The following is a 21,141-nucleotide window of genomic DNA, read 5'->3' on the forward strand; positions in this document are numbered from 1 at the left end:
ACATTCGCGCGCCTCGTCAGCCCGCGCGACGCGCGTTACCCTCGGCGGATGACCGCGACCGGTTTCGAATTCGGCGAGTACCGCTTCCTGCCGTCCGCGCGCGAGCTGTGGCGCGGCGCGCGCCGCGTGACCTTGCCGCGCCGCACGTTCGAATGCATCGAACACCTGCTCGCGCATCGCGATCGGGCGGTCGGCCGCGACGAGCTCGTCGCGGCGGTGTTCGGCCGTTCCAACGTCTCCGACGCGCAGCTCGGCCAGATCGTGCTGCGCGCGCGCCGCGCGGTCGGCGACGACGGCAACGTGCAGCACACGATCCGCACGATCGCCGGCTACGGCTATCGCTGGGTCGCCGACACGGGCGAGATCGAAGCCGACGCGCGCGACGCGGGCACCGACGCTGCCGCGCCGTCCGCGCGCGGTGCATCGAAGCCGCGGTCGCGACGCATCGTCGTCGCCATCGCGCTCGTCCTCGCCGTGCTCGCGCTCGTCGCCGCGCTGCTGCTCGCGCGGCGTGTCGCGCCGCCGGTGGCGACGCACGGCATCGCGGGCAGCGAAACGCTCGCCGTGCTGCCGCTGCAGGTCGACGGCCTGCGCGAGGACGCGTGGGTGCGCCTCGGTGCGATGGACCTCGTCGCCGAGCGCCTGCGCCAGGCCGGCCTCGCGGTGCCGCCGAGCGAGAACGTGCTCGGCCTGCTCGCCGCGCCGGCGACGGACCCTGCCGAAGCCGGCGTGCGCGGCGCGACCGGCGCGCGCTACCTCGTGCGCGGCCGCGCGCACCACGACGCCGGTGGCTGGCGCGTCGATCTCGCGGCGGAGCCCGAGCACGGCATCGCGATCCCGGTCACGTTCGCCGCGCACGACGCGATCGACGCCGCACGCGGCGCGGGCGACCTGTTGCTCGCCGCACTCGGCCGGCGCGCGCCGCCGAATGCGCGCGAATCCGATGCGGCGCTCGACGAAACGCTGCAGCGCGCGCGCGCAGCGATGCTCGCCAACGAGCTCGACACCGCGCGCGAGATCCTCGGTGCGTCGCCGCAGCTCGCGGCGCAGCCGGCGCAGCTCGCCTGGCGGCTCGCCCAGGTCGACCTGCGCGCGGGCCGCCTCGACCGCGCCGAGGCCGCGCTCGACGACGTGCTCGCGCAGCCGGCGACGCACGCCGACACGCGCCTGCGCGCCGACGTGCTGATCGCGCGCGGCGCGACGCGCGTGCGCCGCGGCGCGTTCGACGACGGCGGCCGCGACTTCGACGCCGCGCTCGCGCTGCTCGGCACGCACGGCTCGCTCGCGCGTGGCCAGGCGCTGCTCGGTCGCGCGAACAGCCGCGTCGCCGCGCATCGCTACGACGAAGCGCTCGCCGACTTCGGCGCCGCGCGCGTAGACCTCGAAGGCGGCGGCGACACGCTCGGCGTCACGCGCGTCGATGCGAACCTCGGCATGCTCGAGCTGTACCGCGGTCGTCCCGCGACCGCGCTCGACTACCTGCCCGGCGCGGCCGACCGCTTCCAGTCGTACGGCGCGCTGCACGAACTGCTGCTGACCCTGACCGGCATCGTCGAGGCGCAGCTCGCGATGCTGCAGCGGGACGAAGCCTGGGCGACGGTCGAGCGCGCATCGGCATTGCGCGAGCGCATCACCGATCCCGACCAGCGCGTCGACCTGCTGCTCAATCGCGCGCAGGTGCAAGCCGGCGCGGGCCGTTATCGCGAAGGCGGCGCCGCCCTGCAGCAGGCGGCGGCGATCGCGATGTCGGGCAACCGCGTGCTGCAGGCACGCCTGCGCGCGCTCGAAGCCGATCTCGCCGCGCGCGAGCAGCGCTGGGACGACGCGGCGCGAGCGGCCGCGGGGGCGCTCGCGGAGTGGCCGGCATCGGGTGCCGACGGCGATCGCAGCGCGGTCGTGCGCGTGCAGCAACGCGCCTTGCTCGCGCTCGGCCGCGACGACGCGGCGCGCGTACTGCTCGATCGCTCACGCGAAGCATCCGTCACCGCGGCGACCGAGCCCGGCGTGGTCGACGACGCCCTCGCGATGGCCGAGTGGTGCATCCACCTGCACGACGGCGGTTGCGCGGGCGCCTGGCTGCAGCACGCGGCGGCCAGCGCGGACCGGCGCGGCGTGCCCGCCGAGATCGTCGCGGTCGCGGCGGTGCAGGGGCCGTTCCTGCTCGACGCCGGCGCGCGCGACGCCGCGGTCGCGGGGATCGGCCGCGTCGCGCCGTGGGCCGCGCGCGACTTCGACAGCGCGCTGCTGCAGTTGCGGCTGTTCCGCAAACTCGGCCCGCGCGAGGCGTGGTTCAACGCATTGCGCCAGGCGCAGGCGCTCGCCGGCGAACGCGAGATCCCGGCCGCGCTGCTCGCTCCTCCGGAGCCTGCGGCCACGCCCTGAATGCATTCGTCATGCACCACGGACGCGCTCGTCATGCGCTTGGAACGCGCTTGGAGTGACGCTGCGTCGGCATGAACCGAAGCTGGCGGCACACACCGACTGCCGGAGCCGTCCATGATCGCGTCACCGTCGCCCGCTCGCCCGTCCCTGCGTCCGCTGTGCGCGGCGTTGCTGCTCTGCGGCGCATCGGGCGCCCTCGCCGACACGGTGACGCTGATCGAGCTGCCCGCGCCCGAGGGCTACGCGGTCGCCGGCGTCAGCAACATCACCGCGGACGGCACGGTGATCGGCGTCGTCTACCCGGACGGCTTCGTCGTGCGCTGGCAGCCGGGCGCCACGCCGGAGGTACTCGGCGGCGGCCTGACATTCACGCTCGACAACATCACGCCGCTGATCTCCAAGGACGGCAGCGCGATCGCGACGACCGGCTACTTCGACGACGGCGGCGAAGCGCCGGTCGCAGCGCCGGAACTCTGGACCGGCGGCACCGATTGGGCGCGCATCGGCGGCGCGAGTGCGACGCTCGGCAACGCATCCGTGTTCGGCGTCTCCTACGACGGCAGCGTGCTGACCGGTTCGGCCGAGCCCGCGGTGCCGCCGCCCGAAGGTCCGTGGCCGCAGCTGCCGTGGTCGTGGACCGCGGCCGGCGGCCAGGTGCCGCTCGCGCTGCCCGTGGACGGCTTCAGTGCGCAGGCGTGGGCCGCGTCGAACGACGGCCGCGTCGTCGCCGGTTTCGGCGAACCCGCGCCGGACGACTTCACGCGCTACGGCCTTCGCTGGGACGACGGCGTGCCGAGCTGGATCACCGACGGCAACGGCCAGCGCGTCGGCCAGGCGATCGGCTGCAACAGCGATTGCTCGGTCATCGTCGGCGCCGGCGTCGAGAACGGCCTCGGCGATCCGCGCGCGTGGCGCTGGCGCGCAGGCATCGGCCTCGACTACCTCGACCTGCCCGAGGGCGCGCAGGCGGGCGCGGTGACGTACGCGTTCGAATCGAGCGAGGACGGCGACGTCGTCGTCGGCAGCTACGTCGTGTTCGACCCGAACCTCGGTCCGACCAACCACGGCTTCTACTGGACCGCCGCGGACGGTCCGCAGGACATCACCGCGTTCCTCGCCGGCTGGGGCATCGAGTTCGGCGCGTCCGACTGGGTCGACCTGCTCGTCAACGGCGTGACGCCGGATGGCCACACCTTGCTGCTGAATGGTCTCGATGCGAACTACCTGCGCCGGCGCGCGGTCGTGCAGATCGCGCAGGACGACTGGATCTTCGCCGACGGCTTCGAGGGATTCGGCCCGCTGCGCGCGCGCTGACGCGCGCAGTCTTCAATAGAGGTCGACCGGGTCGACGTCGATCGACCAGCGCACGCGGCGCTCGTCCGGCAGTGCGCGCACCGCGTCGAGCCAGCCGGGCAGGAACGCCTGCAGCGTGGAGCGTTCGTCGGCCTCGACGAGGATCTGCGCGCGCCACGCGCCGGCACGCCGCGGCATTGGCGCGGCGAGCGGACCGTGCAGCGTCACGCCGGGCGCCGCGGTCGCGGCCGACGCGGCCGCTCGGAGGAACCGGTCGAGCTCGTCCTGTTGCGGCGCCTCGGCGCGCAGCAGCGCGAACTGCGTGAACGGCGGCAGGCCGGCGCTGCGGCGTTCCTCGAGCAGGCGCGCGGCGAGCGCGCGATAGCCGCCGTTGAGCAGCACCCCGAGCAGCGGATGCGCGGGATCGTGCGTCTGCAGGATCACCGTGCCGGGCCTGTCGGCGCGACCGGCGCGACCGGCGACCTGCACGACGAGCTGGCCGAGCCGCTCGCCGGCGCGGAAGTCGACGCTGTACAGGCCTTCGTCGACGCCGACCACCACGACGAGCGTGAGGTGCGGCAGGTCATGGCCCTTGGCGAGCATCTGCGTGCCGACGAGGATGCGCGCGCCGGCTTCGGGCAGGCTGTCGAGCAGCGCGTCGCGCAGGCGCCGCCCGCGCGTGGTGTCGCGATCGACGCGCACGACCGGCACGCCGGGGAATTGCGCGCCGAGCGCGTCCTCGAGCCGCTCGGTACCTTCGCCGAGCGCGTGCAGGGCGAGCCCCGCGCACGACGGGCACGCGTTCGGCACGCCTTCCTCGTGGCCGCAGTGATGGCAGCGCAGGCGATGCTCGCGCTTGTGCAGGGTGAGCGCGCGCTCGCAGTCGGGACAGCGCGCGCTCCAGCCGCAGTCGTGACAGAGCAGCACGGGCGCGTAGCCGCGTCGGTTGCGGAACACGAGCACCTGCTCGCCGCGGCCGATGCACGCCGCGATCGCCTCGATCGCGGGCGCGGCGAGGCCGTGCTGCAGGCGCTGGCGACGCAGGTCGACCACGCGCAGCGCGGGCGGTTGCGCGCGGCCGGCGCGATGGTCGAGGCGGAGCGGGCGGTAGCGCTGCGCGTCGACGTTGGCGAGGCTCTCGAGCGACGGCGTCGCCGAGCCGAGCACGATCGGGATGCCGAGCGCTTTCGCGCGCACCACCGCGAGGTCGCGCGCGTGATAGCGGAAGCCCTCCTGCTGCTTGTACGAGGCATCGTGTTCCTCGTCGACGACGATCACGCCGGGCCGCGCGAGCGGCACGAGCACGGCCGAGCGCGTGCCGAGCACGAGCGGCGCTTCGCCGCGCGCCGCGGCGAGCCAGGCGCGCGCGCGCTCGACGTCGCCGAGGCCCGAGTGCAAGGCGGCGACATCGATCCCGAGGCGCGCGCGGAAGCGCCGCAGCGCCTGCGGCGTCAAGGCGATCTCCGGCACGAGCACGAGCGCCTGGCGGCCGCGTGCGAGGCAGTCGCGGATGATCTCGAGGTAGACCTCGGTCTTGCCGCTGCCGGTGACGCCGTCGAGCAGGAACGGCGCGAAGCCGCCCGCGGCGGCGATCACTGCGGTCGCGGCGTCCTGCTGCGCGTCGTTCAGCGGCGGGCCGGCGACGGCGGCCGCCGCTCGCGCAGGCGCGGCGAGCCGGCACGCGGCGATCCAGCCGCGCGCGAGCGCGTTGCGTCGCGCGGCGGCGCCGGCCAGCGCATCGAGCTGCGCCGTCGCGAGCGGGCCGTCGGCGAGCGCTTCCAGCAGCGCCGCGATGCGCGTGCCGCGGCGCGGCGCGCCGTCCGCGAGCGCCGTGGCGCCGGCGGGGGTGAGTTCGACCGCGGCGATGCCCGCGGCGGGCAGCGCACGGGCGTTGCGCAGGCTCGTCGGCAACGCCGCGAACAGCACTTCGCCGAGCGGATGCTGGTAATAGCGCGCGGCCCAGCGCAGGCTCGCGAGCAGCTCGCCGCCGAGCAGCGGTGCCTCGTCGAGCACCGCGCCCGCGACCTTGAGGCGCGCCTCGTCGAGGGTGGACCCGTCGACGCGCTCGGCGACGATCCCGACCAGCTCGCGCCGCCCGAACGGCACGCGCACGCGGCAGCCGACGGCCGCCTCGGCGGCGCCTTCGCGGTAGTCGAACAACGTGTGCAACGGGACGGGCAGGGCGACGCGCAGGATCGAAGTCATGGCCGGCGGATGGCGGAAAACCCGCGCAGGATGCAGTGTAGTCCGGGCGACGGCAGCACGCCGGACCGCTTGCGGTCGGTTTCTCACGTAACCATCAGAAAAACCCCCTAAGTCACCATGGCTATGGGGAAAACATGCTTATCCACAACATGTGTGGATAACTCTGTGGATCACTGCGTCGCGAGCCCTGCGCGAGGCGCGAAACCAAGCCGTGCGATACAGGTTGGTGAAAGTTTAATCAATCTGTAATGCGCGTTTACATTCAATGGCTTACGTGCGGTTGCCAGCGTATTCGCGGGATTCGCGCGTGCGCACGCAGCATGTTCGGCCCGGCCGCGAGTGGCTGTGTACAACCGCTTGACACGGGCGGAGCCTGTCGTTCCGTGAGTACGGCTGCGGATGGGGCGTCAACGGACTCATCGCGGCTGCGTTGGACCCCACGAAAGCCCCCGGAAAGGCCACCGCCCGATGCTTCCCGCTTCCTGCCTGATGGCGATTCCCGACGAGCGCATGACCGACGACGCCCGGCGTCTCGACGATTCGCGCGCGATCGAGCGTTTCCTGCGCACGGTCGAGCGGCGGGCGCTGCGCATGGCCGAACTCGCGACGCGCCAGCGCGAGGACGCGATCGACCTCGTCCAGGACGCGATGTTCGGCTTCGTGCGCAGCTACGGTGCGCGCGACGCCGGGGAATGGTCGCCGCTGTTCTGGCGCGTACTCGACAGCCGCATCCACGACTGGCACCGGCGCCAGCGCGTGCGCGGACGCTGGTTCGCCTGGCTCGACCGCCGCGACGAGGACGGCGACGACCCGCTCGCGGCCGTGCCGGACGCGCGCGAACCCGGCCCGCTCGCCCGGCTCGCCGACGGCGAGGCCGCGCTCGCGCTCGACGCGGCGCTGCGCGCGCTGCCGTTGCGCCAGCGCCAGGCGTTCCTGCTGCGCATGTGGGAAGGGCTCGACGTCGCCGCCACGGCGACCGCGATGCGCTGCAGCGAAGGCAGCGTCAAGACGCATCTGTCGCGCGCGCTCGCGAACCTGCGCAACCGCCTGGAGGCGCACCGATGACCACGCCGCCGCGTGAACCCTGGCTCGACCGCTCGCTCGCGCTGCTCGAGCAGTCGGCCGAATCGCTCGATGCGGCGACCCTGTCGCGCCTCAACCGCGCGCGCCAGGCCGCCCTCATCCAGCCACGCCAGCGCCACTGGCGCATCGGCCTCGTGCTCGCCGGGGCGACCGCGGTCGCGCTCGCGATCGGCGTCGGCCATCGCGGTTTCGCACCGACGCAGCCGCAACCGGCGGACCATGCGGCCGCGGCCGACGGCCGCACGCTGGATGCGCTCGCCGCCGACGACGACAGTCTCGAACTCACCGAGGACCTCGACTTCTATGCCTGGCTCGATGCCCAGCAACACGACGTCGACGGCTGACCCGCGCCGCGCCCTGCGCCTGCTGCTCGCCGCCGCGCTCGCCTGCGGCGTCGCGCACGCCGAGCCGCCGGCGGCGCCTGCCGAACCCGCGCGCATCGAATGGTCGCGGCTCGCGCCGGCGGAGCAGGGCGTGCTCGCGCCGATGCAGGCGCAGTGGGGCACGCTCGCGCCGCGGCAGCAGCAACGCCTGCGCGATGTCGCCGCGCGCTGGCAGGCGGCGCCGCCGCTGCGGCGTGCGCTGATCGAGCGGCGCATCGCGCGCTGGGCCGCGCTGTCGCCGGCGCAGCGCGGCGATCTCGCCGCGCGCTACGAGGCGTTCAGCCGCTTGCCGCCGGAGCAGCAGCAGGACCTGCGCGAGGCGTTCCGGCGTTTCCGTGCCTTGCCGCCGGAGCAGCGTGCCGCGCTGCGCGAACGCTACGACGCGATGTCGCCGGAAGAACGCAGCGCGTTCGTCGCGGGCGTGCAGGCCGAACGTCGATCCGGCGGCTGGCAGCGACTGCTCGCCGACGTGCCGCCGGCGGAACGGCTGCCGCTGCGCGCGATGTGGCAGTCGCTCACGCTCGACCAGCGCCATGCACTGCGCCGCTACGCGCGCGGGCTGTCGGTCGATGCGCGCGCGGACCTGCGCAAGCGCTTGCTCGCGATGACGCCGGCGCAGCGAGACGCGTACATCGCGAAGTTGTCCGTGCCGCCGTAGGCCGGGCCTTGGCCCACCACTCGCGTAAGCGAATGACGTTCGCGAGATGACATCCGGTAGGCCAGGGCCTGCCCTACGCGATCGTGAGGCTCGCGATCGCCGCGCCGGCGAGGCCGAAGCCGAGCAGGAACAGGTAGCAGAAGCCGACCACGCAGAACTTGAAGGTCGTCATGAACCAGCCCTGGCGGTAGACGCGCTTGGCCATCAGGAACAGGTAGATCGGCAGCCACGTCCACACCGCCGCGCGCAGCAGGTTCAGCACGGGCAGGGCCCAGTGCGCACTCGTGTCGGCCCAGCCGATCAGCAGGTGCAGCAGCACCACGAGCAACAGCGACATGAAGATGAACGCGTGGCTGTGCAGCGCGACCATCAGGTGCTCCATGTACAGCCTTCGCTTGAAGATGTAGGCGATCTTCAGCAGCAGCGCGAACAGCGGCATCAGCACGAACAGCGTCTGCGGCAGCACCGAGAACAGACGCGCGATCGCCTCGCCGGGGTGCTTGCGCGCGGCGTTGATGTTGTCCTTGGCGTGGTGCGCCATCGAATTGAGCTTCGTGTTGACGAACGCGGGCAGCCAGCCGATCGCGATCGGATGCGCGACCGGATCCCACGGCGTGCCGTCGATCGACAGCGTGCCGCCGTCCTCGTCGTCGGCGTCGGGATCGGGCGGCGCCGCGTGGCCGGCGGCGACCGCATCGTCGCGGCGCTTGAGCCAAGCGATGCGTTCCTCGGCCTTGTGGCGCACCTCCGACTCCGCCTTGTCGACCTTGGCGACGGCCTTGGCGCGATTGCCGGTGGCCGCGCGCGCGGTCGCGAGCCCCTGCAGCGCGGCCTGCAGGCGCGTGTCGACCTCGGCCGCGGTCTGCGCGCGTTCGATGCCGCCGTTGTTGCCTTCGCCGACGAGGTTGAAGTTCGCGTCGTCGAGGTCGAGGCTGAACTGGATCGCGAAGAACGAGATCACGCAGAGGAAGAAGAACAGGCGGAACGGCGTCACGTAGCGCGTGCGCCGGCCGGCGAAGTATTCGTTGGTGAGGAAGCCGGGTCGCAGGTACAGCGGCAGGATGCTGCGGAAGATGCGCGAATCGACGTTGAAGATCGTGTCGGCGACGTCCGCCATCACGCTCGCGAGATGGCGGATCATGCCCTTCTCGGGTTGCCCGCATGCGTAGCAGAACGGCCCGTACATCGGCGCGCCGCAGTTGCCGCAGTGCTTGGGCGGCGCGGCCGGCGCCGAGGGTGCGCTCACCGCGGCTTGCGCGGCGGCCGTTTCCGTCGCTTCTTCATGATTCATGCGTCGGGCGGCTCCGTCGATCGAAGTGGCGGCGCCGCGTCGCGCGGCGGGCGGAGGCACGCGTGCTCGGCTAAGATGCCGTGCACAGGTTCCCCGATGCCGACCATTTTACATCGCCACCGGCCGCGTCTCGCACGCGAGCTGAAAGAGATGCTGCGCCTCGCGGTGCCGCTCGTGCTCGGCCAGCTGTCGGCGATCGGCATGAACCTCATCGATGCGCTGCTCGCCGGGCATCTCGACGCGCACACGCTCGGCGCGGTCGCGGTCGGCGCGAGCGTGTGGTCGCTGGCGATCGTCGCCGCGATCGGCGTGATGATGGCGCTGCCGCCGTCGGTCGCGCAGCTCGCCGGCGCCGGCCGCCGCGAGGCGATCGGGCCGCTGTTCCGCCAGGCGGTCTGGCTCGCGCTCGTGCTCGGCCTCGTGCTCGGCGTCGCCGTGCACGTGGGCGGCGCCCTGCTCGTCGCGCGCATCGGCATCGACGCTGCGCTCGTGCCCGACGTGATCCGCTTCCTGCACGCGGTCGCGTGGGGCGCGCCCGCGCTCGCGCTGTTCTTCACCCTGCGCGGCCTCGGCGAGGGCATCGGCCTGACCCGGCCGACGATGTACTTCAGCATCCTCGGCCTCGTCCTGCTCGGACCGATCGGCTACGTCTTCATGTACGGCCGCCTCGGCCTGCCGTCGCTCGGCGCGCAGGGCAGCGGCATGGCGACCGCGCTCGTGCTCTGGCTCGAGATGATCGCGTTCGCGCTCTACGTCGCGCGCAGCCGCCACTACCGCGACCTGGACCTGCTCGCGCGCTGGGAGCGGCCGAATCCGCGCGCGCTCGCCGAGTTGCTGCGCATCGGCGTGCCGATGGGCGTGACGCTGTTCATGGAGGCGAGCCTGTTCGTCGCGGTCGCGCTCGTGATCGGCACGCTCGGCACCGATGTCGTCGCCGGGCACCAGGTCGCGCTCAACGTCGCGTCGGTGTCGTTCATGGTGCCGCTCGGCCTTGCGATGGCGACGACCGTGCGCGTCGGCCACGCGGTCGGTCGCGGCGACGCGCAGGGCGTGCGCGACGCCGGCCTCGTCGGCATCGGCCTCACCCTGCTCGCGCAGGCCGTGTCGGCCGGCGCGATGCTGCTGCTGCCGCGGCCGATCGCGATGCTCTACACCGAAGACGCGGCGGTCGTCGCGCTCGCCGCGCAGCTGCTCGTGCTGGCCGGCCTGTTCCAGTTCTCCGACGGCATCCAGGTCGCCGCGAACGGCGCGCTGCGCGGCCTCAAGGACACGCGCATCCCGATGCTCATCACGACGTTCGCGTACTGGGGTGTCGGTATGCCGGTCGGCTGGTGGCTCGCGTTCCCGCACGGGCTCGGCGCGCGCGGCATGTGGATGGGCCTGATCGCCGGGCTCAGCATGGCTGCGGTGTTGCTGTCGTGGCGCTTCTGGAAGCTCGCGCGCCGTCCGTTGCCCGGCGGCGCACCCGGCGTCGGCGCGCCGCCGCCGGCATTCCATTGATCGCGGCGGCCGCACTCCGCCGATGCGCCTGAATGACGCCGCGATCGTAGCGGCCATGACGGAAGCGCCATGCCCGCTGCGGGCGGATGCGGTAGGCTGATGCCATGCCTGCCGCCCTGCGCGGCACCGAGGATTCCCGATGTCCAGCCAGCAACCCGGCGTGATCCGCCGTTTCTTCCGCGGACTCTGGGACGCGCTGAATTTCACGCGCCGTCTCGTCTTCAACCTGATCTTCCTGGTCGTATTGCTCGCGTTCTTCGGCGCGTTCTTCGCATCGCGTCCGCTGCTCGCGCCGCGCACCGCGCTCGTGCTCGATCCGAGCGGCGCGATCGTCGAGCAGTATTCGACCGATCCGACCCAGCGCGCGCTGTCGAACGTCGCCGGCAACGAGTCGCCCGAAGTGCAGTTGCGCGACCTGCTGCGCGCGATCGACGCAGCGGCGAAGGATTCGCGCATCGAGCGCATCGTGCTCATCCCGGACGAGATCACCGGCCTCGGCCTCGCCACCGCGCGCGAACTCGGCGCTGCGCTCGACCGCTTCAAGGCGAGCGGCAAGGAAGTCATCGCGGTGTCCGGCGGCATGGGGCAGAACGAGTACCTGCTCGCCGCGCACGCGAACCGCATCCTGCTCGATCCCGAGGGCGCGGTGTTGCTCGAGGGTTTCGCCAACTACCGCAGCTACTACAAGGACGCGCTCGACAAGCTCGGCGTCGAAGTGCACCTGATCAAGGTCGGTACATTCAAGTCGGCCGCGGAACCGTACGTGCTGAGCCAGGCGTCCGACGCCTCGAAGGAGGCCGACGCGTACTGGATGGGTGGCATCTGGCAGGAGTACCTCGGTGAAGTCGCGGCGCTGCGCAAGATCGACGCCGCCGCGATCGCCGACGACATCGCGCACTACGACCAGCGCGTCGCCGCGCACGAGGGCGACCTCGCCAGGCTCGCGCTCGAGCAGAAGCTCGTCGACCAGCTCGCGACGCGCGCGGAAGCACGCGAGCAGCTGCGTTCGCTCGGCGCCGCCGAAGGCGACGAAGGGTTCCGCCAGGTCGGCTTTCGCCAGTACCTCGCCACGCTCGCGCCGGCCAACCTGCCGCACGTCGGCAGCGACGTCGCGGTCATCGTCGCGCAGGGCGAGATCGTGCCGGGCGACCGCCCGCCGGGCATGGTCGGCGGCAAGTCGACCGCGCAGCTCGTGCGCGCCGCGCGCGAGGACGACGGGGTCAAGGCGATCGTGCTGCGCGTGAACTCGCCCGGCGGCGACGCCTATTCGTCGGAACTGATCCGGCGCGAACTCGCGCAGGCGCGCGAGGCGGGCAAGCCCGTCGTCGTGTCGATGGGCGACGTCGCCGCGAGCGGCGGCTACTGGATCTCGATGGCGAGCGACGAGATCTGGGCCGAGCCGAACACGATCACCGGGTCGATCGGCATCTTCGGCCTCATCATGACCGTCCCCGACACGCTCGCCAAGCTCGGCATCCACACCGACGGCGTCGGCACGACGCCGCTCGCCGGCACGCTCGACATCCGCCGGCCGCTGTCGCCGCAGCTCGAGGCGATCATCACGAGCGTGATCAAGCGCGGCTACGGCGAATTCATCGGCAAGGTCGCGCAGTCGCGCGGCAGGACGCCGGCCGAGATCGACGCGATCGCGCAGGGCCGCGTGTGGAGCGGCGCGCAGGCGAAGGAGCGCGGACTCGTGGACAAGCTCGGCGGGCTCGACGACGCGATCGCCGCGGCGGCGTCGCGCGCGAAGCTCGGCGACCACTACCAGGTGCGTTACGTCGAGCGCGAGATGACCACCTGGGAACGTTTCGCGCTGAGCTTCAGCGACAGCGAGGCGATGGTGCGCCTCGCGCGCTGGACCGGCGTGCGCGTCCCCGCGGGCATGTTCGCCGGCAACGAGCTCAACCAGCTCGCGGGCGTGCTCGAATCGCTGCGCGGCAAGCGCTATGGCGCGTTCGCGCATTGCTTCTGCGAGCTGCACTGAGCGAACAGCGTGCGCGCGGCGCGACACGCTCCTGCAGACGCCCTGCCGGCTGCTCCCCACGGGCTCCCGTGGCGTGATCTCGGGCGCTAGCGCAGCGACGCGTTGATCTTCGCGAGCGTCGCCGCGCCCGGGCACAGCGCCTTCGCGTCGAGCGTGTTGAACGGCGCGGCGACGGTGTTGAGATGCCCGTGCAGGTCGTGCGCGGCGCTGTCGACGTAGAGCAGGCCGGTCACGACTTCGCCCTTCGCCTGGTGCGCGTTGACGTAGTTCATCGCGGCGACGCGGTCGGTCGGGTCGTGGCTGGCGTCGAGCTTGCGCAGGCGCAGCACGCTGCCGTCGTGCTGCTCGACCTCGACGACGTCGCCCGGCGCGACGTCGGCGGTGATCTCCGCTCGCGGCTCGATGAAGTCGAGGCGGTTGACCGCGTCGTTGTGCTCGCGCACGTACTCGTAGCTCTTGGTGCTGCCGGCGTGGTTGTTGAACGCGACGCACGGGCTGATCACGTCGATGAACGCGGCGCCGCGGTGCGCGATCGCGGCCTTGATGATCGGCACGAGCTGCTGCTTGTCGCCGGAGAAGCCGCGCGCGACGAAGCTCGCGCCGAGCTGCATCGCGAGGCCGACGAGGTCGATCGGCGCGTCGCTGTTGGCGACGCCCTTCTTCGACACCGAGCCCTGGTCGGCGGTCGCCGAGAACTGGCCCTTGGTGAGCCCGTACACGCCGTTGTTCTCGACGATGTAGACCATGTTCACGCCGCGACGGATCGCGTGCACGAACTGGCCCATGCCGATCGAGGCGGAGTCGCCGTCGCCGGACACGCCGAGGTAGATGAGGTCGCGGTTGGCGAGGTTCGCGCCGGTCAGCACCGAAGGCATGCGCCCGTGCACGGTGTTGAAGCCGTGCGACTGGCCGAGGAAGTAGTCCGGTGTCTTCGAGCTGCAACCGATGCCGCTGAGCTTGGCGACGCGGTGCGGCTCGATCGCGAGTTCCCAGCACGCGTGGATGATCGCGGCGGAGATCGAATCGTGGCCGCAGCCCGCGCAGAGCGTCGAGATCTTGCCCTCGTAGTCGCGCCGGGTGAAGCCGATCGCGTTGCAGCCGAGGGTCGGGTGGTGCAGCTTGGGCTTGGCGATCCAGGTCACGGCGTCTTCCTCGGCGGCGACGCGTGCGCGGCGTCGCGGTGCAGGCGATAGATCACGTTGTTCAGCGCGAACAGCAGTTCGTCGTCGCCGGTCGCGTGGAAATCGATCTCGCAGCCGGTGTCGAGCGTGGCGATCGGGCGCCTGGCGAAACCGATCCGCGTCGCGAGCGCGTCGGCGCCGAGTGCAGGGTCGCCGTATTCGGCGAGACCGCCCTGGAACAGCCCTTCGGCGGGCACGTTCTCGAGCGCGTAGTGCGGGCCGTCGCAGCCGAGCGGAGCGGGACCGCGGATGCGCTTGGCCTCGAACGTCACGTGCTGGCCGACGAGGCGTTTCACTTCGGCCGGGTCGACCGCACCGGTGGTGCCGACCCACGGCGCGGCGTCGCCGCGCGCGATCGTCCAGCGGCCGGCGAAACGATCCTGCGCAGCGGCAGCCGCGGCGAACAGACCGATCGCGAAGAGCCACCACGAAGCGGGCGATCGATGCTCAGTCACAGTCGTCCTCCGGCGCCGCGTAGCCGTCGACGAAGCGCTGGCCGTAGCCGATCTCGAACGAGCGCGTGTCGCGCTTGTAGTCGAGGCCGTCGACGTCGTGGTTCTCCGCGCGGAACGCGTACGCCTTGCCCGGCTTGCCGTCGACCGGCTTCTCGAAATAGACCTCGATGCGCGCCGGGTGCTTCGGATCCTCGTTCGGCACGATCGTCGCGCCACCGCACCAGTCCGAGCCGCTGTCGATCGGGTTGTCCGGATTGGCGAGCAGGCAGGCGCCGCCACGCCAGGTGACGCGCGCGGTGTCGCCGACCGCGTCGTCGAGCCAGGCTTCGATGCTGCGTTCGTCGCCGCACTCGCCGCGCACGTAGTCGACGTCGGCGACGCGTGCCGAACGCGCGGCGGCCGCGAGCGCCGCGTCGCTCACGCCGCGCTTCGACGCGGCCTGCGACGACGGCGGTGTCGCGGACAGCGCGAGCGCGATGCCGCATGCGACGACGGCATGGATCGCCCTGGCGGCGCGCATGTCAGCGCTTCCCGCTCACTTCGATCGCGTAGCCGAGCAGGCCGATCGCGAACACGAGGCCGGACAGCGTCCACGCGGAGAACATCAGCGGCGCCGAGCGAACGAGGTCGGGCTGCACGATCAGCACGAAGCGGAACGCGAGCCCGACGGCTTCGGCACCGAGCGCGACGACGAGCCAGGCCGAGCGGTCGCGCCGCCAGAGCAGGGCCAGTGCGCCGAGCACCATCGCCGCGATCACCACCGAGAACAGCGACTGCAGCGCGGGCGAAAGGGCGTTCATCAGGCCACCTTGTCCGCTTCACGCGGCTGCTGGGCGCCGACCTGCTGCTCGATCGTGCGCGTGATGAAGCGCGCGGTGATCGGCGTGCCGTCGTAGTGCAGCACCGGCACGAGCCGAGCCGGGTCGATGCCGAACTCGTTGACGAGCATCGAGCGCAGCTGCGCGTCGCGGTTCTGCTCGACCACGAACACGCGCTCGTGCGCGGCGACGAACTCGGCGACCGCGTCGGCGAACGGGAACGCGCGCACGCGCAGGGTGTCGAGATGCACGCCGTTGCGCTCGAGTGCGACGATCGCCTCGTCCATCGCGGGTGCCGTCGAGCCGAAATGGATCGCGCCGAGCGTGGTCGGCTGCGTCGCCTTGCGCAGCAGCGGTTGCGGCACGAGCGCCTTCGCGGTCTCGAACTTCTTCAGCAGCCGCTCCATGTTGTAGACGTAGTCGGGCCCGCGCTCGGAATAGCGAGCGTACGGATCGCGCGAGGTGCCGCGCGTGAAGTACGCCCCCTTGTCCGGGTGCGTGCCCGGGTAGGTGCGGTAGGGTATGCCGTCGCCGTCGACGTCCTTGTAGCGGCCGAAGTCCTTGCCGGCCTCGAGTTCGGCCGCGCTCATGACCTTGCCGCGGTCGTACGCGCGCGCGTCGTCCCAGTCGAACGGCGCGCACAGGCGCTGGTTCATGCCGATGTCGAGGTCGGTCATCACGAACACGGGCGTCTGCAGGCGGTCGGCGAGGTCGAGCGCGTCGGCCGAGAACGCGAAGCACTCGTTCGGGTCGCACGGGAACAGCAGCACGTGCTTGGTGTCGCCGTGCGAGGCGTAGGCGCAGGCGAGCAGGTCGGCCTGCTGCGTGCGCGTCGGCATGCCGGTCGACGGGCCGCCGCGTTGCACGTCGACGATCGTGACCGGGATCTCGGCGAAATAGGCGAGGCCGATGAACTCGGTCATCAGCGAGACGCCGGGGCCGGAGGTCGCGGTGAACGCGCGCGCGCCGTTCCAGCCCGCGCCGACGACCATGCCGATCGACGCGATCTCGTCCTCCGCCTGCACGATCGCGAAACGGTTGGCGCCGGTCTCGGCGTCGACGCGGTACTTCATGCAGTACTTCTGGAACGCCTCGGCGAGCGACGACGACGGCGTGATCGGATACCACGCGCAGACGGTCGCGCCGCCGTAGACGCAGCCGAGCGCGGCCGCGCTGTTGCCGTCGACGAAGATGCGCTCGCCGACGCCGTCGGCGTGCTTCACGCGCAGCCCGAATTGCGCCGTGTCGAAGCTCGCGCAAGGCCGGTCGTCCGCCGAGGGGTTCCCGATGTAGTCGCGGCCGAGATGCAACGCGTGCTTGTTCGCGTCGAGCAGCTTCTCCTTGCCCTTGTACTGCTCGCCGAGCAAGCGCTCGATGATCGCGACGTCGATGTCGAGCAGCACCGACAGCGCGCCGACGTACATGATGTTCTTGAACAGCTGGCGCTGGCGCGGGTCGGTCCAGGCGCGGTTGCAGATCTCGGTGAGCGGCACGCCGATCACGTGGATGTCGTCGCGGAACTTCGACTTCGGCAACGCGCGGGTCGAATCGTGCACGAGGTAGCCACCCGGCTCGATCTCCTTGACGTCGGCATCCCAGGTCTGCGGGTTCATCGCGACCATGAGGTCGACGCCGCCGCGGCGGCCGAGCCAGCCGTTGCCGCTCACGCGCACTTCGTACCAGGTCGGCAGGCCCTGGATGTTCGACGGGAAGATGTTGCGCGGGCTGACCGGCACGCCCATGCGCAGGATCGCCTTCGCGAACAACTCGTTGGCGGATGCAGAGCCGGAGCCGTTGACGTTGGCGAACTTGACGACGAAGTCGTTGCAGGCCGCGATCGGCTTCATGCGGCCTTCTCCTTCGGCGCGCCGGATCGGCAGCCCTCACCCGCGTGCGTGACGCCGAGCAGGAACTTCTGCATGTCCCACGCACCGGTCGGGCAGCGCTCGGCGCACAGGCCGCAGTGCAGGCAGACGTCCTCGTCCTTGACCATCACGCGGCCGGTCTTCAGCGGTCCCGACACGTAGAGGTCCTGCGTCGTATTCGTCGCCTGCGCGGACAGGCGCGTGCGCAGCTCGTCCTCGGTGCCGTCCGGCGTGAACGTGATGCAATCCATCGGGCAGATGTCGACGCAGGCGTCGCATTCGATGCAGACGCGATCGGTGAACACGGTCTGCACGTCGCAGTTGAGGCAACGCTGGGTCTCCTTCCACGCGGTCTCGACGTCGAAGCCGAGTTCGACCTCGAGCGTGATGCTCCTGAGCGTCTTGCCCGCGTCGGCCCACGGCACCTTGTAGCGCTCGTCCGGCGAGACGTCGTTGTCGTAGCTCCACTCGTGAATGCCCATCTTCTGCGAGATCATCTCGACCGCCGGCGCAGGCCGATCGCGCACGTCCTCGCCCGACAGCAGCTTGTCGATCGACACGGCGGCCTCGTGGCCGTGCGCGACCGCCCAGATGATGTTCTTCGGGCCGAACGCGGCGTCGCCGCCGAAGAACACGTGCGGCAGGCTCGACTGCATCGTCGCCGTGTCGACCACCGGCATGTCCCAGCGTTCGTCGAACGCGATGCCGATGTCGCGCTCGATCCACGGGAACGCGTTCTCCTGGCCGACCGCGATCAGCACTTCGTCGCATTCGAACAATTCGTCCGGCTCGCCGGTCGGCACGAGCGTGCGGCGGCCCTTCGCGTCGCGCTCCGCGCGCACCTTCTCGAACGTCATGCCGGTCAGGCGGTCGCCCTCGTGCACGAATGCCTTCGGCACGCGGTAGTCGAGGATCGGGATGCCTTCGTGCATCGCGTCCTCCTTCTCCCACGGGCTCGCCTTCATCTCGTCGAAGCCCGAGCGCACGATCACCTTGACGTCGTCGCCGCCGAGGCGGCGCGCGGAACGGCAGCAGTCCATCGCGGTGTTGCCGCCGCCGAGCACGATCACGCGCCGGCCGACCTTCTCGACATGGCCGAAATAGACCGACGCGAGCCAGTCGATGCCGACGTGGATGTGCGCAGCCGCCTCGCGCCGGCCGGGCAGGTCGAGGTCGCGCCCGCGCGGGGCGCCGCAACCGACGAATACCGCGTCGTGGTGCTCCGCGAGCAGCGCCTTCAGCGACTCGATGCGGCGGCCGCCGACGAACTCGACGCCGAGGCCGAGCACGTAGCCGGTTTCCTCGTCGATGACTTCCTCGGGCAGGCGGAAGCGCGGCACCTGCGTGCGCATGAAGCCGCCCGCCTTCGCGTCGGCTTCGTACACGGTCACGTGATACCCGAGCGGCGCGAGGTCGCGCGCGACGGTGAGCGAGGCCGGCCCCGCGCCGATGCAGGCGATGCGCTTTCCGTTGCGCTGCGCGGGCGCTTTCGGCAGGCGCGGGCGGATGTCGTCCTTGAAGTCCGCGGCGACGCGCTTTAGGCGGCAGATCGCCACGGGTTCGGGCTTGCCGCCCGCACTCTCCTCGACGCGGCCGCGCCGGCACGCGGGTTCGCACGGACGGTCGCAGGTGCGCCCGAGGATTCCCGGGAACACGTTCGACTTCCAGTTGACGAGGTAGGCGTCGGAGTAGCGTCCGGCCGCGATCAGGCGGATGTATTCGGGAACCGGCGTGTGGGCCGGGCAGGCCCACTGGCAATCGACGACCTTGTGGAAATAGGCGGGATCACGCGTATCGGTCGGCTGCACTACGGTCCCCTCTGGAAACGCACAGTGATGGCTGTCGTCGAGACTAGACCTTGTGCCTGCGCGGTGCAAAGCGCAGCGCACCAAACGCGCGCCGAACGGGCGCGGTCGCGCTCGCCGCGCGCGGCTCAGCCGCCACCGTTCTCCTGCGCCTCGATGTCCTTGTCGTGCTTCTCCTTCTCCTTCTGCAGCTGCTGCTCGACGCCCTTGGCCTTGTCGATCGCCTTGAGCTGGTCGTCGAACACGGTCTTCTGGCGCGCCTCCGGCGCGGCCGGTTCGGCCTTCTTCGGTGCTTCCGCTTCGGGCTTGCCACCGCAGGCGGACAGGGCGAGCAGCAGGCTCGCGAGCAGGATGGTGCGGTTCATGGCGGACTCCCGGTGGCGGTATCCGCTAGAGTCTGCGCCGCGGCCGGCGCCGGCCACAAGCAGGAGATTTCGCGCATGACGAACCCGTCACGCTGGCGGCTCGACGGCCGCACCGCACTCGTGACCGGCGCGAGCCAGGGCATCGGCTACGCCTGCGCGCGCGAACTCGCCGCGCTCGGCGCCGACGTGCTGCTCGTCGCGCGCGACGAGGTGCGCCTCGAGCAGGCGCGCGCGGAACTCGCCGAGGAGTTCCCCGGGCGCGAGTTCCTCGCCTGCGACGCCGACCTCGCCGTGCAGGAACAGCGCCTCGAGGTGTTCGACTGGATCGCCGACCTCGACGTCGACCTGTCGCTGCTCGTCAACAACGTCGGCGGCAACGAGGCGAAGCCCGCGCTCGACTACGCGCTCGACGAAGTGCGCGCGCTGGTCGAACTCAACGTGCTCAGCGCGTTCGAGCTGTGCCGCCTCGCGCATCCACACCTCGCCGAACACGGCAATGCGGCGATCGTCAACGTCGGTTCGGTGTCCGGCCTCGTGCACGTGCGCACCGGCGCGCCGTACGGCCTGACCAAGGCCGCGCTGCACCAGCTCACGCGCAACCTCGCCTGCGAATGGGCCGAGGACGGCATCCGCGTCAACGCGGTCGCACCGTGGTACATCCGCACCCGCCGCACCGAGGACAAGCTCGCCGATCCGGACTACCTCGACGACGTGCTGCTGCGCACGCCGATGGGCCGCATCGGCGAGCCCGACGAAGTCGCCGGCGCGGTCGCGTTCCTGTGCCTGCCGGCGTCGAGCTACGTGACCGGCGAATGCATCGCGGTCGACGGCGGGTTCCTGCGCTACGGCTTCTGAGCCGACGCGGCGCGAAACGACGGCGTAGGCCGGGCGCGTGGCGCGACCGGCGCCGCTCATCGGGACTCAGCGACTGTTCGAGCCGCGTGCGTCGGGGGTGCGCGCCCGGGCAGGCGAAGCCACGCGCCCGCTCATGAGGTCCGCGAGCGCTTGCCATGCGCGCATGAATCGACGTGACGATCGCGTGGGGGGCTTTCGTTCGAAGCCGGCCCAGCCGGAAAATCGCTCGCCTGTCGGTATCGCGAGATGGATCGCGCGAGTCTCCTCGTCCACCAGGATCCTGCCGTCGTCGTCGACGTACTTGGGCAGCGAGTGCGTCAGTGCTGCCGCTCGTGCGATCGCGGACTCGATCTCGGCAGCGGACATCGTTCGTAGCGTCGTCTGGCGATTCGCACCCGAGTAAGCGTCCGACCACTCCTCGACCACGCGACCGTCGCGTTCCAGGCGCAACTCCCACGAGCGCGCGCCGCCGCCGCCGAAACCGCCTTCGCTGAGCCGCATCAGTGGCTCATCGCCGGCCGCGAACGCGAGTTCGTGAACAGCGAACGCGGCGAACATCCAGTAGCGAAGTCTCATTTCAGCGGCCTCCTGCCTCGGCCGGTTCAATCGTGAAGTCCGCGACAGTCTCCGTGCCGGAGATCGGAATGCGCCTTTCGGCGCGCGCATATGCAGGTGCCATGACCGATGTCGCGACTTCCGCGAGCTTCTCCTTGCAGACGTCTCCGAACAAAAAGCGGCGCGTGTACATGTCGAATCGGAATTCGAGCCGATACCGACCGGCCGAGTCCGCCGTCGTGACGACCGGAGCGCTCGCATGCCCGTGATCGAGCCACGCGACGGCGACGATGGCTTCGGGTACGGGCTTGTTGCCGGGATCGCGCACATTCCCTTCGATCACGTAGATCGGTGTCTTGCACTTCGCGTGCGCCGCTGCCTGGAACAGCACGCAAGCCACCAAGCCGAATACGCGTTTCACGGTGTTCCTCCGCATCGACAGCCGGCCGCGAGCCCGCCT

19 protein-coding genes are annotated in these 21,141 nt (G+C 71.3%); 8 read left to right on the forward strand and 11 right to left on the reverse strand.

Annotated features, from left to right (window positions below; genetic code table 11):
• Positions 1-48: 48 nt before the first annotated feature.
• Positions 49-2,382: a winged helix-turn-helix domain-containing protein gene (locus FHW12_RS18615; protein ID WP_182532565.1), complete on the forward strand. Its 2,334-nt coding sequence runs from the start codon at positions 49-51 to the stop codon at positions 2,380-2,382.
• A 114-nt stretch (positions 2,383-2,496) separates the two neighbouring features.
• Complete coding sequence (locus FHW12_RS18620; RefSeq protein WP_182532566.1) at positions 2,497-3,696, forward strand: hypothetical protein; 1,200 nt, start codon at positions 2,497-2,499, stop codon at positions 3,694-3,696.
• 12 nt (positions 3,697-3,708) lie between these two features.
• On the opposite strand, the gene FHW12_RS18625 is transcribed toward FHW12_RS18620, so the two are convergent.
• The gene (locus FHW12_RS18625; RefSeq protein ID WP_182532567.1) at positions 3,709-5,880 is read right to left on the reverse strand and encodes a primosomal protein N'; all 2,172 of its coding nucleotides are present in this window, start codon (positions 5,878-5,880) and stop codon (positions 3,709-3,711) included.
• Positions 5,881-6,390: 510 nt separating this feature from the next.
• Between FHW12_RS18625 and FHW12_RS18630 the strand changes: the two genes are divergently transcribed.
• The 3 genes from FHW12_RS18630 to FHW12_RS18640 are packed head-to-tail and all read left to right on the forward strand — an operon-like array spanning position 6,391 to position 8,004.
• Positions 6,391-6,945: an RNA polymerase sigma factor gene (locus tag FHW12_RS18630; protein WP_182532568.1), complete on the forward strand. Its 555-nt coding sequence runs from the start codon at positions 6,391-6,393 to the stop codon at positions 6,943-6,945.
• A complete protein-coding gene (locus FHW12_RS18635; RefSeq protein ID WP_182532569.1) occupies positions 6,942-7,307 on the forward strand; it encodes a hypothetical protein in 366 nt (121 codons plus the stop codon). The genes FHW12_RS18630 and FHW12_RS18635 overlap by 4 nt, the downstream gene beginning before the upstream one ends.
• Positions 7,279-8,004: a DUF3106 domain-containing protein gene (locus tag FHW12_RS18640; protein ID WP_182532570.1), complete on the forward strand. Its 726-nt coding sequence runs from the start codon at positions 7,279-7,281 to the stop codon at positions 8,002-8,004. The genes FHW12_RS18635 and FHW12_RS18640 overlap by 29 nt, the downstream gene beginning before the upstream one ends.
• A gap of 73 nt (positions 8,005-8,077) precedes the next feature.
• Here FHW12_RS18640 and FHW12_RS18645 read toward each other — a convergent pair whose 3' ends face one another.
• On the reverse strand, positions 8,078-9,295 hold the full coding sequence (locus FHW12_RS18645; protein WP_182532571.1) for a DUF3667 domain-containing protein: 1,218 nt from the start codon (positions 9,293-9,295) through the stop codon (positions 8,078-8,080).
• A 96-nt stretch (positions 9,296-9,391) separates the two neighbouring features.
• On the opposite strand from FHW12_RS18645, the gene FHW12_RS18650 reads away from it, so the two are divergent.
• Both FHW12_RS18650 and sppA read left to right on the forward strand, forming a co-directional pair.
• Complete coding sequence (locus FHW12_RS18650; RefSeq protein WP_182532572.1) at positions 9,392-10,795, forward strand: MATE family efflux transporter; 1,404 nt, start codon at positions 9,392-9,394, stop codon at positions 10,793-10,795.
• A 139-nt stretch (positions 10,796-10,934) separates the two neighbouring features.
• On the forward strand, positions 10,935-12,782 hold the full coding sequence (gene sppA / locus FHW12_RS18655; RefSeq protein ID WP_182532573.1) for a signal peptide peptidase SppA: 1,848 nt from the start codon (positions 10,935-10,937) through the stop codon (positions 12,780-12,782).
• Between the two features lie 86 nt (positions 12,783-12,868).
• Here sppA and FHW12_RS18660 read toward each other — a convergent pair whose 3' ends face one another.
• From FHW12_RS18660 to FHW12_RS18690, 7 genes are all read right to left on the reverse strand, one after another.
• A complete protein-coding gene (locus FHW12_RS18660; protein ID WP_182532574.1) occupies positions 12,869-13,924 on the reverse strand; it encodes a 2-oxoacid:ferredoxin oxidoreductase subunit beta in 1,056 nt (351 codons plus the stop codon).
• Positions 13,921-14,418, reverse strand: coding sequence for a hypothetical protein (locus tag FHW12_RS18665; protein ID WP_182532575.1), 498 nt, complete (start codon positions 14,416-14,418; stop codon positions 13,921-13,923). Before FHW12_RS18665 ends, FHW12_RS18660 begins: the two co-directional genes overlap by 4 nt.
• Entirely contained in the window at positions 14,411-14,938 is a 528-nt protein-coding gene (locus FHW12_RS18670) for a hypothetical protein (protein WP_182532576.1), read from the reverse strand. Before FHW12_RS18670 ends, FHW12_RS18665 begins: the two co-directional genes overlap by 8 nt.
• Position 14,939: 1 nt before the next feature.
• The gene (locus FHW12_RS18675; RefSeq protein WP_182532577.1) at positions 14,940-15,218 is read right to left on the reverse strand and encodes a hypothetical protein; all 279 of its coding nucleotides are present in this window, start codon (positions 15,216-15,218) and stop codon (positions 14,940-14,942) included.
• On the reverse strand, positions 15,218-17,083 hold the full coding sequence (locus FHW12_RS18680) for a 2-oxoacid:acceptor oxidoreductase subunit alpha (RefSeq protein ID WP_182532578.1): 1,866 nt from the start codon (positions 17,081-17,083) through the stop codon (positions 15,218-15,220). The genes FHW12_RS18675 and FHW12_RS18680 overlap by 1 nt, the downstream gene beginning before the upstream one ends.
• Positions 17,080-18,909 carry an FAD-dependent oxidoreductase gene (locus FHW12_RS18685; RefSeq protein WP_182532579.1) on the reverse strand — a complete coding sequence of 610 codons (1,830 nt, stop codon included), beginning with the start codon at positions 18,907-18,909 and terminating at the stop codon, positions 17,080-17,082. Before FHW12_RS18685 ends, FHW12_RS18680 begins: the two co-directional genes overlap by 4 nt.
• 125 nt (positions 18,910-19,034) lie before the next feature.
• A complete protein-coding gene (locus FHW12_RS18690; protein ID WP_182532580.1) occupies positions 19,035-19,271 on the reverse strand; it encodes a hypothetical protein in 237 nt (78 codons plus the stop codon).
• 75 nt (positions 19,272-19,346) lie between these two features.
• Here FHW12_RS18690 and FHW12_RS18695 point away from each other — a divergent pair, with 75 nt between their 5' ends.
• A complete protein-coding gene (locus FHW12_RS18695) occupies positions 19,347-20,126 on the forward strand; it encodes an SDR family oxidoreductase (protein ID WP_182532581.1) in 780 nt (259 codons plus the stop codon).
• 66 nt (positions 20,127-20,192) lie between these two features.
• Here the strand turns inward: FHW12_RS18695 and FHW12_RS18700 are convergent, their stop codons facing one another.
• Positions 20,193-20,684, reverse strand: a complete 492-nt coding sequence (locus FHW12_RS18700; RefSeq protein ID WP_182532582.1) for a hypothetical protein — start codon at positions 20,682-20,684, stop codon at positions 20,193-20,195.
• 19 nt (positions 20,685-20,703) lie between these two features.
• The gene (locus FHW12_RS18705; RefSeq protein ID WP_182532583.1) at positions 20,704-21,102 is read right to left on the reverse strand and encodes a carboxypeptidase-like regulatory domain-containing protein; all 399 of its coding nucleotides are present in this window, start codon (positions 21,100-21,102) and stop codon (positions 20,704-20,706) included.
• Positions 21,103-21,141: the final 39 nt, after the last annotated feature.

This window comes from Dokdonella fugitiva, from assembly GCF_014138265.1.
Taxonomy (GTDB): domain Bacteria; phylum Pseudomonadota; class Gammaproteobacteria; order Xanthomonadales; family Rhodanobacteraceae; genus Dokdonella_A; species Dokdonella_A fugitiva_A.

Bases quoted from the DNA above. Each gene is read 5' to 3' on its own strand.
- FHW12_RS18615 (WP_182532565.1), top strand. From the start codon at position 49: ATGACCGCGACCGGTTTCGAATTCGGCGAGTACCGCTTCCTGCCGTCC.
- FHW12_RS18620 (WP_182532566.1), top strand. From the start codon at position 2,497: ATGATCGCGTCACCGTCGCCCGCTCGCCCGTCCCTGCGTCCGCTGTGC.
- FHW12_RS18625 (WP_182532567.1), bottom strand. From the start codon at position 5,880: ATGACTTCGATCCTGCGCGTCGCCCTGCCCGTCCCGTTGCACACGTTG.
- FHW12_RS18630 (WP_182532568.1), top strand. From the start codon at position 6,391: ATGACCGACGACGCCCGGCGTCTCGACGATTCGCGCGCGATCGAGCGT.
- FHW12_RS18635 (WP_182532569.1), top strand. From the start codon at position 6,942: ATGACCACGCCGCCGCGTGAACCCTGGCTCGACCGCTCGCTCGCGCTG.
- FHW12_RS18640 (WP_182532570.1), top strand. From the start codon at position 7,279: ATGCCCAGCAACACGACGTCGACGGCTGACCCGCGCCGCGCCCTGCGC.
- FHW12_RS18645 (WP_182532571.1), bottom strand. From the start codon at position 9,295: ATGAATCATGAAGAAGCGACGGAAACGGCCGCCGCGCAAGCCGCGGTG.
- FHW12_RS18650 (WP_182532572.1), top strand. From the start codon at position 9,392: ATGCCGACCATTTTACATCGCCACCGGCCGCGTCTCGCACGCGAGCTG.
- sppA (WP_182532573.1), top strand. From the start codon at position 10,935: ATGTCCAGCCAGCAACCCGGCGTGATCCGCCGTTTCTTCCGCGGACTC.
- FHW12_RS18670 (WP_182532576.1), bottom strand. From the start codon at position 14,938: ATGCGCGCCGCCAGGGCGATCCATGCCGTCGTCGCATGCGGCATCGCG.
- FHW12_RS18675 (WP_182532577.1), bottom strand. From the start codon at position 15,218: ATGAACGCCCTTTCGCCCGCGCTGCAGTCGCTGTTCTCGGTGGTGATC.
- FHW12_RS18680 (WP_182532578.1), bottom strand. From the start codon at position 17,083: ATGAAGCCGATCGCGGCCTGCAACGACTTCGTCGTCAAGTTCGCCAAC.
- FHW12_RS18690 (WP_182532580.1), bottom strand. From the start codon at position 19,271: ATGAACCGCACCATCCTGCTCGCGAGCCTGCTGCTCGCCCTGTCCGCC.
- FHW12_RS18695 (WP_182532581.1), top strand. From the start codon at position 19,347: ATGACGAACCCGTCACGCTGGCGGCTCGACGGCCGCACCGCACTCGTG.
- FHW12_RS18700 (WP_182532582.1), bottom strand. From the start codon at position 20,684: ATGTTCGCCGCGTTCGCTGTTCACGAACTCGCGTTCGCGGCCGGCGAT.